At 64.5% G+C, this 13982-nt stretch carries 11 protein-coding genes; 10 read left to right on the top strand and 1 reads right to left on the bottom strand.

Translation table 11 applies throughout. The annotated features are described in order from the left end of the window. Positions 1 to 3 precede the first annotated feature (3 nt). Positions 4 to 282 (top strand): hypothetical protein, encoded by a 279-nt coding sequence (locus LA343_RS05385; protein WP_025402327.1) that lies wholly within the window; start codon positions 4 to 6, stop codon positions 280 to 282. A gap of 117 nt (positions 283 to 399) precedes the next feature. Here the strand turns inward: LA343_RS05385 and LA343_RS05390 are convergent, their stop codons facing one another. After that, positions 400 to 2652: a 4-alpha-glucanotransferase gene (locus LA343_RS05390; protein WP_025402328.1), complete on the bottom strand. Its 2253-nt coding sequence runs from the start codon at positions 2650 to 2652 to the stop codon at positions 400 to 402. A 472-nt stretch (positions 2653 to 3124) separates the two neighbouring features. Between LA343_RS05390 and LA343_RS05395 the strand changes: the two genes are divergently transcribed. From LA343_RS05395 to LA343_RS05435, 9 genes are all read left to right on the top strand, one after another. Then, positions 3125 to 4957, top strand: a complete 1833-nt coding sequence (locus LA343_RS05395; protein WP_025402329.1) for an AMP-dependent synthetase/ligase — start codon at positions 3125 to 3127, stop codon at positions 4955 to 4957. Between the two features lie 182 nt (positions 4958 to 5139). Continuing rightward, positions 5140 to 6027, top strand: a complete 888-nt coding sequence (locus tag LA343_RS05400; protein ID WP_025402330.1) for a hypothetical protein — start codon at positions 5140 to 5142, stop codon at positions 6025 to 6027. A 40-nt stretch (positions 6028 to 6067) separates the two neighbouring features. Then, positions 6068 to 7420: a radical SAM family heme chaperone HemW gene (gene hemW, locus LA343_RS05405; RefSeq protein ID WP_039910882.1), complete on the top strand. Its 1353-nt coding sequence runs from the start codon at positions 6068 to 6070 to the stop codon at positions 7418 to 7420. Between the two features lie 139 nt (positions 7421 to 7559). Beyond that, positions 7560 to 8585 (top strand): heat-inducible transcriptional repressor HrcA, encoded by a 1026-nt coding sequence (gene hrcA, locus LA343_RS05410; RefSeq protein WP_025402332.1) that lies wholly within the window; start codon positions 7560 to 7562, stop codon positions 8583 to 8585. A 188-nt stretch (positions 8586 to 8773) separates the two neighbouring features. Then, on the top strand, positions 8774 to 9919 hold the full coding sequence (gene dnaJ, locus LA343_RS05415; protein WP_025402333.1) for a molecular chaperone DnaJ: 1146 nt from the start codon (positions 8774 to 8776) through the stop codon (positions 9917 to 9919). A 32-nt stretch (positions 9920 to 9951) separates the two neighbouring features. Beyond that, complete coding sequence (locus LA343_RS05420; RefSeq protein ID WP_025402334.1) at positions 9952 to 10710, top strand: 16S rRNA (uracil(1498)-N(3))-methyltransferase; 759 nt, start codon at positions 9952 to 9954, stop codon at positions 10708 to 10710. Between the two features lie 20 nt (positions 10711 to 10730). After that, positions 10731 to 11891, top strand: a complete 1161-nt coding sequence (locus tag LA343_RS05425; protein WP_025402335.1) for a PhoH family protein — start codon at positions 10731 to 10733, stop codon at positions 11889 to 11891. Further along, entirely contained in the window at positions 11888 to 12514 is a 627-nt protein-coding gene (gene ybeY, locus LA343_RS05430) for an rRNA maturation RNase YbeY (RefSeq protein ID WP_025402336.1), read from the top strand. Before LA343_RS05425 ends, ybeY begins: the two co-directional genes overlap by 4 nt. Positions 12515 to 12540: 26 nt before the next feature. Then, positions 12541 to 13956: a hemolysin family protein gene (locus tag LA343_RS05435; RefSeq protein ID WP_025402337.1), complete on the top strand. Its 1416-nt coding sequence runs from the start codon at positions 12541 to 12543 to the stop codon at positions 13954 to 13956. Positions 13957 to 13982: the final 26 nt, after the last annotated feature.

Here is a 13982-nt window from a genome sequence, read left to right on the forward strand (position 1 = left end):
CCCATGATTGACAGCATTGTGAACGCACCAGTGTGGGTCCAGACCCCCGTGGTGCTCATCGTGCTGCTGGCCGTGTGCTCCGTGGTCGCGTATGGTTTGCAGTTCCTGCTGTTCACCATCGCGCCCAGCACGGCAGAGGAACGCGAAGCGTTTGGGATTTCCAGCGACGGCCCCACCGCCACGCTGCAAGCCTTTTCCACCGACGATCCTGTCGACATCAAAGCCGACACCATAGCCGACCACGAAGCCGACCACCCAGAGGAAGAAAGCCGCTCAGAATGAAACACCATTCCAAGGTCCGCCAGGCCCTCGTGCTGCTACTTGTCGTGCTGCTCGTGGCCTGGATCGCAACGTCTGTGTTCTAGCTTGTCCTAGCTCCCCGCTTCTCGTCGTGAGCTTCTAGCGGCGCCCACCCCTCGCCGCGTCGAGCACATCGCGAGCAAGCTCATACCGGGGGAGATCCTCCGCCAGCACCGCCTGGCCCGAGTGATCGCACAGGGGGATGCGCCAGTTCGGGTACAGCTCCTGCGTTGTCCCCGGCTGGTTCTGCGCACGCAAGTCGCCCACCATATCCACCAGGGCGACGCACCGCAGCGCGCTCGGGGTCAGGGACAAGAAGGCGTGCATGCCCTCGATGATTCCTGTGCTGCTGGGAGCTGTACCTGCCGTATCTGCCGTGTCAGCCGCATCCGCTGTAGCTGCAGCATTCCCGGACAGCCCATCGGCCCCGCCCGGTCGCCGGTCCCGGCCATGCCGCGGATCCTCAACCTCATCGGCCACGTTCGGGGACGTCGCCCCCACGAAGTATTCCTCGCACTCGTATCCCGAGAACCCACCTACCTGCCCGATGGCTCCCAACACTGCGGATTGCCACTGGGCGTCGTCGGCGAACTCCTCATCCACCGGGCGCGTCAGCACCCCGAGGCGATCGCGCAGCTCAATGTGCCCGCCCTGCAGATAGCTAGCCGTGGGCGGCAGATCGTGCGTCGTCACGGAGGTCAGGCTCAGCTGGCGATACGTCTCCGGCTTCTTCGGGCCATTCTCATCGCCCTCGAACCACACGATCGTGGTTCCCATCACGCCACGCGACGCGAGGTACTCCTGTACCCAGGGCTCAAATGTCCCCAGATCTTCTCCAATGACGACGCCACCAGCCCGCTCCGCCTCCAGCACCAGGGCGCTGATTAGTGCTTCGTGGTCATAGGAGACGTAGGTGCCCTCCGTCGGCAATTCTCCGCGAGGAATCCACCACAGGCGGAACAACCCCAGGATGTGGTCGATGCGAATACCACCGGCCGTGCGCAAGATGGTCCGCAGCATGTCCCGCCACGGTGCGTAGCCAGCTTCCGCCAGCCGCCACGGATGCCACGGCGGCTGCGACCAGTCCTGACCCTGCTGGTTGTAGCCATCCGGCGGGGCGCCCACGCTCGCGCCGTGCGCCAGCGTGTCTTGCAAGGTGAAAGCATCCGCGCCCTCCGGGTGCACGCCCACCGCCAGGTCGGCCATGAGCCCGATGCGCATGTGCTCTTCCAATGCACGTTGGGCCTGCCCTTCTTGCTGCTGGCACAGCAGTTGCACCCAGGCGAAGAAGTCCGCGGACAGCTCACCATTGGTCTGCTTTTCGCACCAGGTCACGAAGCCCTCGAGGCCTTCGCCTTCGCGGTCGATAAATTCGTCGAGCTCCGAGCGGCGCTGCTCGCTCAGACCCGCGCTGTAGAGCAGCTGCAGGGCTTGCAGTTTGGCTTCCATGATGGGCGTGCGATCCAACAGTGCAGCCGCCGAATTCATAGGCGCCAGTGGTGCGGCCAGATCATCGATGGTTTTTTGCAGATCCGGGTTGTCTCGGTACTCCGGAATGTCCTCGATGTGCAGATAGATCGGGTTGGTGAAGCGGCGAGTGGTCGGCAGGTACGGAGAATCCTCCACCGGGGGAGTGGCCTCGGCCGCGTGCATCGGGTTCACCAGCACGAAATCCGCCCCGCCGAGTTGCCGCAGCGAGTCGCCGAGCACCTGCAGCGTCCGGTAATCGCCAATGCCCCACGCCCCAGCGTGGCGCACCGAGTACAGCTGAGCCATCACACCCGTGGCGGGGTTGTCCACGTAGTCCTTCGTGGAGCTGAGCTGCTGCGGGGCAACGATATAGGTTGCAGACACCGACCGATCCGGCTCGGCATCACCGGTACCACGGTTGTACACGTCCGCGCGCAGCGTGTGCCATCCGGCGGCAATGGCCGGGACGGAAAACGTGGAGGTCACAAACGTGCGCCCCTCCGCCACCGTGGGCTCAACGAAACTGGGGAGCTGCTCACACTCGATCGGCTCACTGCCGTCTTCCGGCTCCAACCACACCCGCAGGTGCTGGTCATCCTCGCAATGCGCCTGCACCGAGCGCGGCGCGTTGTCCGTCCCCGTGATCGTCGGAGCAATGACAGCCCGCAGCTGGGTGGCGATGTGGGCGTCCATGGTGGCGTCGAGAAGAGAGGCCGAAAGTTCCGACACGCGGGAGGGAACAGAAAGGCCCAGCTCACGCAGCGCAAACAGGATCGTGGCCGGGCTGACCTGAACCGCCGAGCCGTCCTGGCCGGTGTAGCTTGTGGCCACACCGCACAACGAGGCAAGGCGGCGAAGGGCGTCGAAAACCTCGGGTGCGATGTCCCGATCACCGGCGGGGGAGCCAGTGGGGGTAGGCGACGCGGGGGTTGCGGAGGAGGGGTCGGAAGAAGTCACAGAAGCTATTGTGCAGGATGGTGCAGGCAAGAGTGGGCACACAGGCGAAGTTGGGCGCACGAACGGGTGGGGCAGCGGGTGGGGCAGCGGGTGGGAAGCGAAGGTGTATCTGAGAGGATTATGCTGAAGTCACAAACGTGATCTCGGACACTCATATATGTTTGTAGAAGTGTTAGTCACGTCCTGCGTGACCCGATGCCGTCTGTGGACCAACAAATCGCAGTCGCAGTCGCAGCGTAAACAGTGCCAACGGTGCCGACAGTGCCAACAGCGTTAGCAGTGTTCGCGGTGTTTGTAGCAACGACGGTGACAACGTGGGACATCGTGGGCGGCGGCCGAATGTGAGCGACAAACGCCACGGGCCACTACCACCCACGGACTGTGGAAAAGGAGAATGATGACCACCGAATATACATCTGAAGCGCTCTACACCATCGGAGACAACGAAAGCTGCCTCACTGCTCTTCGCGACCTCGGCGCCGAGCATCCGGACACGGTCATCTTTAACCGCCCGGTGAATTTCGAATGGGTGGATGTGACCGTGACCGACTTCCTCGAGGAGGTCTACTCCGTGGCCAAGGGTCTCGTGGCCAACGGCGTGGAGGCTGGGGACCGCGTGATCATCATGTCGGGCACCCGCTACGAGTGGACCCTGCTGGACTACGCCATCTGGGCGGCCGGAGCCGTGACCGTGCCGATCTACCCGTCCTCCTCCACCAGCCAGTGCGAATGGATCGTGGAAAACTCCGGGGCAACCCTGGCCGTCGGCGAAAACGACGAGCACTGCGAGAAGCTGCGCAACTTCCTCGAAGACTCCGACCGCGGCGGAGACGGCCACCTGCGCCGCGTCCTGAGCTTCAGCGGCGGTGCCATTGACATCCTCGTCAACGACGGGCAGGAAGCAGGCGTGAGCTCCGAAACGATCGAGGAGCGCATCACCAACGTGAAGTCTTCCGACGTGGGCTCCATCGTGTACACCTCGGGCACCACCGGCCGCCCCAAGGGCTGCCGCCTGACCCACGCGAACTGGCTGTCCGAGGCCCGCGCCATCCTCACCCACCCGGTGGGGCAGGGCGCGAAGGTGGGCTACAAGAAGCTCACCTTCCTCCCGCTGGCCCACGTGTTCGCCCGAGCCATGTCTCACGCGGCCGTGGTCGGCGGCGCAACGCAGACCCACTGGGGAGACATGGGCACCCTCGTCACGGAGTTTCAGCGCAGCAAGCCGGACCTCATCGTCACCGTGCCTCGCATCTTCGAAAAGGTCCACGCGGGCGTGAAGTCCAAGGCCACCGAGAGCGGCGGCATCGCCGCCAAGATCTTCCTGGCTGCCGAAAAGACCGCCGTGGAATACTCCAAGGCCAGCGACACCCCACAGGGCCCGAGCGCACTGCTCAAGGCTCGCCACGCCATCGCCGATAAGCTCGTGTTCTCCAAGGTGCGCGAGGCCATGGGTGGACAGCTGAAGTACGCCGTGTCCGGCGGGTCCGCGCTCAACGCGCAGATCTCGCACTTCTTCTGTGGTGCCGGGATCCCGGTGTATGAGGGCTACGGCCTGACCGAGACCACCGCTGCGGTGTGCACCAACTTCGCGCCGGACAACATCATCGGCACGGTGGGTCGCCCCATGGGTGGCGTCACGATCCGCATCGCCGAAGATGGCGAAATCCTGGTCAAGGGCAACGTGGTCTTCGACGGCTACTGGGAAAACGACGAAGCCACCAAGGAAGCATTCACCGAGGACGGCTTCTACCGCACGGGCGACCTGGGCCGGCTGCTGCCGAGCGGCCACCTGAAGATCACCGGGCGCAAGAAGGAGATCCTCGTCACCGCAGGTGGCAAGAATGTCTCTCCCGGACCGATGGAGGACATCCTGCGTTCGGCCCCGCTCATCTCGCAGGCGATGGTGGTCGGCGATGACCAGAAGTTCGTGGGCGCCCTCATTTCCCTCGACGAGGAAGCGGTGAAGAAGTGGAAGGCAAGCCACGACGTGCCGGAGAACACCTCCATCCGCGAGTTGGCGAAGAACCCAGTGCTGCGCAGCGAGATCCAGGACGCCGTCAATGAAGCGAACGCATCCGTCTCCCACGCCGAGGGCATCAAGAAGTTCCGCATCGTCCACCGCGACTTCACCGAGGAGCGCGGCGAGGTGACGCCGTCGCTGAAGCTGAAGCGCTTCGTGGTGAACAAGAACTTCGCGGACGACATCGCGTGGATCTACAAGGGTAAGTAACCCCAAGCGTTTTCCCGCCTCGATCCGAAAATATAACGACCGCCCGGCCTGTCACCACTGCAGGCCGGGCTTCGTGTCTTAAGGTGGTGCCAGTAGTTCGCAAGCTAGCCCCAAGGTTAGCGATTGCGATAACGCGGCTAAGGCGACCTGACTGGCGCATGACCTGGGAGAGGAGAACACGAGTGCACAACGATGCCACCCTTCGTGTTCGCGAGCTCACCCAAAACATCTACGACATCGGCGACGAGATCGCCGAATACATCGACCACATCTGCCAGTCCATGCGCGATTGGGACAGGGAGCTCGTCGCCGACTGCCTTGAGGAACTCCACGACATCGTCGCCGAGGGTCGTGCCGAGGTGCGCCCCGACCTCTCCGAGCTCAATGGTCTGCGCCAAGCGTTCGTCTCTGGCGTGCGCGCCGGCAGCATGAGCAACGAGTGGGGTGGGGGATCCTGGCGGGATATGGACCACCCCGGGCGCACTTTGAGCTTCATTGCCAAGCCTGCGGGCCGCGCTGCCCATCGCGGAGACGCTAGCGCCACCCACTCGCCCCAACTGCGCGGGGTGCGGGGCCTGGCTTATGGCGACACCGATTCGGCCGAGGGTGCGGGGGCCACTGAGATGGGCACTGGTCTGAACATTGGTCTGAGCACTGGGTCGATCACTGGGTCGATCACTGCGCAGGCAACTGGGCCCACAGATCACCAGGCCCCAGCGGATGGCCCGGACAGCGGCGCTTTCGCCGTCGCCTCCACCGCATCGTGGCGGCTGTGGCTGCGCGAGAAATCAGATGAGCTCATCGGCGAGCTCGAGCAGCTGCAGACGTGGGTGGTGCAGCAGACCCAGCTCGCGCTGGAATCCCAATCCGTGCTGCTTCCGCAGTGCTACATGCGCGCCGAACAGCACTGCATCGAGCTGCACCAGCGCTGGATCGCCGTGGTGGATCGTCAGCCCGCTCTGGCCACGTCGATGCGCGGCGAGAACCCTCCGGCGTTCCTCAGCGAGCGCGCCCGCGTGGATTCGGTGGTGGCCCGCATCCAGCGCCGCCGCCGCGGCGCGGCTGTGTAGCCGCGTAGCCGTGTGATCCCAGCACGCTAGAGTGTGCGGTATGCCCTACGGCCTTTACATCCACGTTCCCTTCTGTAGCTCGCGCTGCGGTTACTGCGATTTCAACACGTACACGCCCCAGGAACTCGCCGCTGGATCGGCTGAATCGGCCGGGGCCGCCCAGGGCAACACGATTTCTGGGTATCTCGACGCCCTCGAGCGCGAAATCGACTATGCCGCTGAGGTGTGGGACCGCGAAGGCGCAGGTGCCGGGGAAAACACGCGCGGAGTGGACACCGTTTTCTTCGGCGGCGGCACCCCCTCGATGCTCGGGCACGAGGGGCTGAACCGAGCGCTCAACGCGGTCAAGCGCACCGTGGGCCTGAGCCCCGACGCAGAGGTCACCACCGAATCCAATCCAGAATCCACCAGCCCCGAGTTCTTTGAGAACCTGCGCGCCGGCGGTTTTACTCGCGTTTCCCTGGGCATGCAGTCCGCAGCCGGGCATGTGCTGAAGGTCTTGGAGCGCCAGCACACGCCGGGCCGCCCCGTCGCTGCGGTACGCGAGGCGCGCGCGGCCGGGTTCGAGCACGTCAACCTTGATCTCATCTATGGCACACCGACCGAGACCGACGTCGATGTGCAGCGTTCCCTCGACGCGGTGATGGAGGCCGGCGTGGACCACGTGTCCGCGTACTCGCTCATTGTCGAAGATGGCACGGCGATGGCCCGCAAGGTCCGCCGCGGCCAGCTCCCCGCTCCCGATGAGGACGTGTTGGCTGATCGGTATTCGATGATCGACGCCTACCTCCGCGAGCGCGGCTACCAGTGGTATGAGGTATCCAACTGGGCACTGCCCGGTGGGGAATGCAAGCACAACCTCATCTATTGGCACTCTGGGCAGTGGTGGGGTGCTGGACCCGGGGCGCACGGGTGTGTGCGCTTGCGCAATGATGTTCCGGGCGTGCCTGCAGCGGAGGACCCGGATGGATTCTCGGGGCTGACACGCCTGGTCAACGCGAAGCGCCCGGCGACGTACTGGGAAGGGCTGCTGGGGCAGGGTAGTGCCTCGAAGCCGATTACTGGGTCGGAGGCGCGGGTGCCTGGGTCTGTCGTCACCGTGGAACGGTTGACGAATGAGGATGTGCGCACTGAACGCATCATGCTGGGCTTGCGGCTGGCGGAGGGGCTGGACCTCTCGGCGCTTGTCAGTGGTGGTTCGGATGCGGGGGCGGCGGATGACGAGTCGGCGGATGCTGTGCGGCGGAGGCTGGCCGAGGTGGTCGATAAGTACGAGCGGCTAAACTTGGTGAAGCAGAGTGGCTCCGCGGACGCGTGGCGGGTGGTGCTGACCGACGAGGGGCGCTATCTCGCGGACGGGATCGTGACCGACTTGGTGCTGGCGCTGGATTAGCCGGCGCGCTCAACGCAGCACGGCCACGGAGGTTCGCGAACGGCAGGCGAATGCTGGCGAATGCTGGCGAAAACTTAAGAACGCCACCCCGCAGCATGCGAGGAAGAAAAAGAAGCGAAGAAGGAAGGAGACAGCAACAGTGTCATCAGGGACCGACAGCAGGAGGAACGACGTCCTCCGCGCGATTGTCTCCGACTTCATCGCCCTCCACGAACCGGTGGGCTCGAAGATGCTGGTCGACCGGCACAACCTGGGAGTGTCCTCGGCCACTATTCGCAACGACATGGCCGCCCTCGAGGCTGAAGGCTACATCACGCAGCAGCACGCCTCCTCCGGCCGCATCCCCACGGCCAAGGGCTACCGCCGCTTCGTCGATGGCATTGAGCAGGTCAAGCCCCTCAGCGCTCCCGAGCGCCGAGCAATCCTGGAGTTCCTCGAGCACGGCGTGGATCTCGAGGACGTGCTGCGCCGTAGCGTCCAGCTGCTGGCGCAGCTCACGCACCAGGTTGCCATCGTACAGATGCCGGATCTGCGGCGCGGCCGAGTGAAGCACTGCGAGGTCGTCAAGCTCACCCCACACCGGGTACTGCTCGTGCTCATCACGGACACTGGTCGGGTGGAGCAGCGCAACGTCGACCTCAAGGAAGCCCTGGCCGATGAGGATGTGATGCGCCTGCGCGACATCGTCAACGCCGCCATGGTGGGCCGCAACCTCGACGACGCCTGCGCTCGAATCGCCTCAGTGGCCCAGGACGCGCAATCGCGGCTGCTGCCGGAGGAGCTGCGCAACCCCACCGTGGCAATTTCCGCGGTGCTTATCGACACGCTGCTGGAACGGCCCAACGACCGCCTCCTGCTGGCCGGAACCCCCAACCTCGTGCGGGCCGGTGAGCTCACCCCGGTGCTGGAGGCCCTGGAGGAACAGGTGGTTGTGCTCAAGCTCCTGTCGAGTGTCCGCAACCCGGATGTGCAGGTGAGCATCGGCGAGGAGAACGAGGACGAGGAGCTCCGCAAGGCCTCGGTGGTGTCCGCCGGCTACGGCAACAGCCACGCCATGCTGGGAGGCCTGGGCGTGGTGGGCCCCACCCACTTGGACTATCCCGGGACTATTTCCAGCGTGACTGCTGTTGCTTATTACATCTCCAAGATTCTCTCTGGCGAATAAGTCGGAGTAGGATGGGGCAGTTGTCTAACACGCCTGGCTTGCGCCGGGTGTAGAGCACGTACCAGATCAACCCAGATCAACGGCGACAAAAACGACATAAGCGACATAAACGACGCAAACGACAATACCGACAAAAACGACAAAGACGACCACATAGGCGACCAACGTAGAAGAGGTTATTTCGGATCGTGGCTAGGGATTACTACGGCATCTTGGGCGTGGACCGTGACGCAACGGACGCCGAGATCAAGAAGGCATATCGCAAGCTCGCTCGAAAGTATCACCCGGATGTCAACCCATCCGAGGAGGCCGCGGAGAAGTTCCGCGAGGCGTCGCTGGCTCAAGAAGTGCTCACCGATCCGCAGAAGCGGCAGATCGTCGATGCTGGCGGCGACCCCGAAGAACAGGGCTTCGGCCAGGGAGGCGCTGGCGGCTTCGGCTTCAGCGGCTCCGGTTTGGGCGATATTTTCGACGCCTTCTTCGGCGGTGGCGGAGGCGGCCAGCGGGGACCACGGGTATCCCGCGTTCGCCGCGGCAACGATGCCCTCGTTCGCCTGAAGACCACGCTGGAAGAGATCTACACCGGCGTGGAACGCGAGGTCACCGTAGACACTGCCGTGCTGTGCGATGTGTGCGACGGCACCGGCTCGCAGTCCAAGGCCGCCCCGCAAACCTGCCCGACCTGCCAGGGCCACGGCGAAGTGATGGAGGTACAGAACTCCATCCTCGGCCGCGTCCAGGTGGCCCGCCCCTGTGGTCGCTGCGGAGGCACCGGCGAGATTATTGCGGATCCCTGCGAGAACTGCGCGGGCGATGGCCGTGTGCGCTCTGTCCGCGACCTCAAGGTCAACATTCCTGCCGGCATCGCCGATGGCATGCGCATCCGAATGACCGGTGAGGGCGAGGTCGGCCCAGGCGGTGGCCCTTCCGGCGACCTCTATATCGAAATCTCCACCGAGGATCACCCCTACTTCATCCGCGAGGGCGACGACCTGCACGTTAACGTGAAGGTTCCCGCCGTCGAGGCGATGCTCGGTGCGCAGGTGGAGGTCGCCTTGCTGGACGACAGCGTGGCCACCATCGACATCGAGCCCGGAACGCAACCGGATTCCGTGATCCGCCTGCGGGATAAGGGCATTCCGCACATGCGTCGCGACGGTAAGGGCTCCCTGGTCGCCCACGTGGACGTCACCATCCCGAAGGACCTGTCTCGAGCAGAGCGGGAGGCCGCGGAGAAGCTGCGCGAGCACTCCAAGGAGCATGCCGAGGTCACCACGAAGCAGGATTCCACCGGGGGACTGTTCTCCCGCCTGCGTTCGAAGTTCAGTCGCTAAGCAGCAGTCGCCGACGAGGAACACCCATCACCGTGACCGATCCCGTTTTCATTCACCCAATTCCAGACCCCACCCCTGCAGCCGGTGAGTGCTTTTCCCTCACCGGGGCAGAGGCCAAGCACGCAGAGGTCAAGAGGCTGGAGGAGGGGGAACGTGTCGTCGTCACCGATGGAACATCCTATGCGGTGCGCGGCCGGTGGCGCGCCGGAGGGCTCGTGGAGGTTGCGGAAACCTTGACGATGCCAGAGCCGCGCCCCCGGGTCACGGTGGTGCAGGCGATCCCGAAATCGGATCGGGCGGAATTGGCCGTCGATCTGGCGGTTCAGGCTGGGGCGGACCGCATCGTCCCGTGGGCGGCGGCGCGGTGCATCGCAAAGTGGGGTGCTAAAGAGGACAAGGCCCGGGCGAAGTGGGGCAACGCCGCGCGATCGGCGGCGAAGCAATCGCGCAGGCTCGTGGTTCCGGAGGTCACCGAGTTGCTCAAGAAGCCGAAGGCCCTCGATCGTCTGGTGCCGGGGGAGTCGCGGACGGTGCTGCTGCTGCACGAGGAGGCGAGCATTCCGCTGGCGAAGGCGGATCTGGACGTGGACGATGTCGTGCTCGTCGTGGGGCCGGAGGGTGGCATCGCCCCGGAGGAGCTGGAGGCCTTCCGCGAACTCGGTGGGCAGCCGGTGGTGCTCGGGCCGGAGGTGCTGCGCACGGCCACGGCTGCGGCGGTGGCACTCGGGGCGCTGGGTGTGCTCACGGCGCGCTGGGACGGGACTCAGAACACGACGTACAAGAAACGATAGAAACGATAGAATCGGGCATTATGTCATCACCGTTTACAGGGGGTTCGGCGCGTAACTCTGCCCGTCCCCGCATTGCCAGCACCACGGTCGAGCTGCCGCCAGATGCAGTGTTGGCCGTCGCAGGCCCAGCCGACGAGAACCTCCGGGTTGTGGAGGATTCCATCGACGTCGACATTCTCACCCGTGGCAACCACATTGTCATGCGCGGCGAGGCTGCGCTGGTGTCTCAGGCCCGGCGAGTTCTTCAGGAACTCATCAGCATGGTCGACCGCGGCCACACCGTGGATCCGGATACGACTCGACGCATCATCGCGATGGTCGAGCAGGCCGCCGTGCCGGTATCGGTGGGCTCGGCATCCGAACCGATCGTGTCCTACCGCGGCAAAGCAGTGCGTCCCAAGACTCCGGGGCAAAAAGAGTACGTAGAAGCCATCGACGATAATTCCGTGGTCTTCGGCGTGGGACCCGCCGGTACGGGCAAGACGTACCTGGCGATGGCCAAGGCGGTGCAGGCGCTGCAGTCCAAGCAGGTCAGCCGCATCATCCTTACTCGCCCCGCCGTGGAGGCAGGCGAGAAGCTGGGCTTTTTGCCGGGCACGTTGGGCGACAAGATTGACCCGTTCCTGCGCCCCCTGCACGATGCGCTGCGCGAGATGGTGGATCCGGAGACCATTCCGCGCCTCATGGAGACCGGCGTGGTTGAGGTTGCCCCGCTGGCGTACATGCGTGGCCGGACGCTCAACGATTCCTTCGTGATCCTCGATGAGGCCCAGAACACCACCCCGGCGCAGATGAAGATGTTCCTCACCCGCTTGGGCTTCGGCTCGAAGATGGTGGTTACGGGTGATATGTCCCAGGTGGATCTGCCGCACAAGCAGGAATCTGGGCTCAAGGTGGCCACGATGATTCTCAATGATGTGCCGGGGGTGTTTGTCTCCCAGTTCGATTCGGAGGACGTGGTGCGCCACCGGCTTGTCAGCCGCATAGTGGATGCGTACGACGCCTTCGAGGCGGAGGAACAGCTCAAGGCAGACGATCGGGCGGAGAAGAAGGCGGAGCAGCGGACAGAGAAGAGGACAGAGAATTTTCGCCCGCAACAGCACACTCGACACGATCCCCAACAGAGCCCTCACAAGAGCCCTCACAAGAGCCCACAACACAGAGAAGGATACAGCTGGTGAGCATCGAAGTCTTCAACGAGTCCGGACACGGCGAGATTAATGAGGAGGAACTCATTGACGTCGCCCGCTACGCCCTGTGGACCCTCGATGTGCACCCCTCCGCGGAGCTGTCCATCCACATCGTGGACGAGGAAACCATCGCCGATCTCCACGAACGCTGGCTGGATCTCCCCGGCCCCACGGACGTGATGAGTTTTCCCATGGACGAACTCACCCCGGGCTGGGGCCGCAAGGACGGTCCGCCGGTCTCCCCAGCCACGCTCGGGGACATTATGCTGTGCCCCGATTTCGCTCAGGGCCAGGCGGATCGCGCCGGGCACTCTCTTGCGCACGAGCTTGATCTGCTTACCGTCCACGGGGTGCTGCACCTGCTGGGCTTCGACCACGTGACCCCGGAGGAAGAGCAGCGCATGTTCGCGCTGCAGAATGAGATCCTGGCCAATTGGTACGACTCGCAGGCCGAGCGTGGAGTGTCCTTCGCCCCCAAGCCCACGGGCGCGGCGGCGTTTCCTTCCGCCGCGGATCGCGATGACTCGGGTGTGCCGGGGCAGCCCGCCGCCCACCGAGCTGACAACCCGGACACCCCGGACCACCCGGATACCCCCAATGAGGAGACCCGCTAAGCGATATGGTTGGTCAATTCGATTCCATGTCCGTGGTGGGCATCATCATCGCGGTTGCCGCGCTGCTGCTTGGCGGCGTGCTCTCCCTCGTGGAAACCGCGGTGTCGTTCATTTCTCCTGCCCGGGTGGAAAACCTCGTCAAGGAGGATCGCCCCGGCGCCCCACGTTTGCTCAAGGTCGTCAACGGGCGCGCCCAGCACATCAACCTGTTGGTGCTGCTCCGCACGATCTGCGAGGTGACCGGTGCGGTGCTTGCCGCCGCGGTTTTCATTGACATCCTCGGCGCCACCTCGTGGGCCTACGTGGCCGCGATCATCGTGGTCACCCTGTTTACCTTCCTCGTGGTCGGGGTGCTCTCGCGCACGCTCGGTCGGCAGAATCCGTACTCGATTTCGTTGGCTTCGGCGCCGATCCTCCTCGGCGTCACCCGCCTGTTGGGCCCGATCGCGAGCCTGCTGGTCTCCGCCGGCAACGTCATCACCCCGGGCCGTGGGTTCCGCGAGGGCCCGTTCGCCACGGAAATCGAGCTGCGGGAGATGGTGGACATCGCCTCGGAGCGCGGCATCGTGGAAAACGATGAGCGCCGCATGATCCAATCCGTGTTCGACCTCGCCTCCACCTCGGCTCGGTCTGTCATGGTTCCGCGCCCAGAGATGGTGTGGATCGAGGCGGACAAGACGGCCGCCCAGGCCACCAGTCTGTGCGTCCGCTCTGGTCACTCGCGCCTGCCGGTCATCGGCGAAGACGTCGACGACATCGTGGGCGTGGTCTACCTCAAGGACCTCGTCGCAAAGACCTATCACTCGGACGATGCTGCCCGTCGCGCCACCGTCCGCGACGTCATGCGCGAGCCCGTCTTCATCCCAGACTCCAAGATCCTCGACGACCTTCTCGAGGACATGCAGCGCGACCAGGTGCACATCGCCCTGCTCATCGACGAGTACGGTGCGGTCGCTGGGTTGATCTCCATCGAGGACATCCTCGAGGAGATCGTCGGCGAGATTGCCGACGAGTACGACGCCACCGAGATCGCCCCCATCGAGGACCTCGGCGATGGCAGTTACCGCGTGGTCGCCCGCCTGTCCCTCGATGAGGTCGAGGAGCTCTTCGACGAGCTGCGCCGCGCCGAATCGGATTACCCCAGCGGCGTTCCGGATGTCGTGTTCTCCGAGGAGCAGCACGAGGAGGTCGACACGATCGCCGGCCTTGGCGCCTTCGAGCTCGGTCGTGTACCGCTGCCGGGCGCGGAGATCACCACGGCTGGCCTGCACATTCGCTATGAGGGTGGGCCGGATCGCCGTGGTCGCCAGAAGATTCGCTCGGCGGTGCTCCACCGTGTTTCTTCGTCCGACGCCGCTACGGACGATTCTGACTCCCAGCCCAACTCTGACGAGTCGCAGGAAGACAGACACAACCGGGGTGAGCGGCGGGGCGAAGATTAGCGCGAGCAGGCCAAATTAGGGAACAA

The organism is Corynebacterium falsenii (assembly GCF_020099275.1).
GTDB classification, from domain to species: domain Bacteria; phylum Actinomycetota; class Actinomycetes; order Mycobacteriales; family Mycobacteriaceae; genus Corynebacterium; species Corynebacterium falsenii.

Excerpts from the sequence above, each read along its gene's own strand:
- LA343_RS05425 (WP_025402335.1), top strand. The coding sequence starts at position 10,731 with ATGTCATCACCGTTTACAGGGGGTTCGGCGCGTAACTCTGCCCGTCCC.
- LA343_RS05395 (WP_025402329.1), top strand. The coding sequence starts at position 3,125 with ATGACCACCGAATATACATCTGAAGCGCTCTACACCATCGGAGACAAC.
- LA343_RS05385 (WP_025402327.1), top strand. The coding sequence starts at position 4 with ATGATTGACAGCATTGTGAACGCACCAGTGTGGGTCCAGACCCCCGTG.
- hemW (WP_039910882.1), top strand. The coding sequence starts at position 6,068 with ATGCCCTACGGCCTTTACATCCACGTTCCCTTCTGTAGCTCGCGCTGC.
- LA343_RS05435 (WP_025402337.1), top strand. The coding sequence starts at position 12,541 with ATGTCCGTGGTGGGCATCATCATCGCGGTTGCCGCGCTGCTGCTTGGC.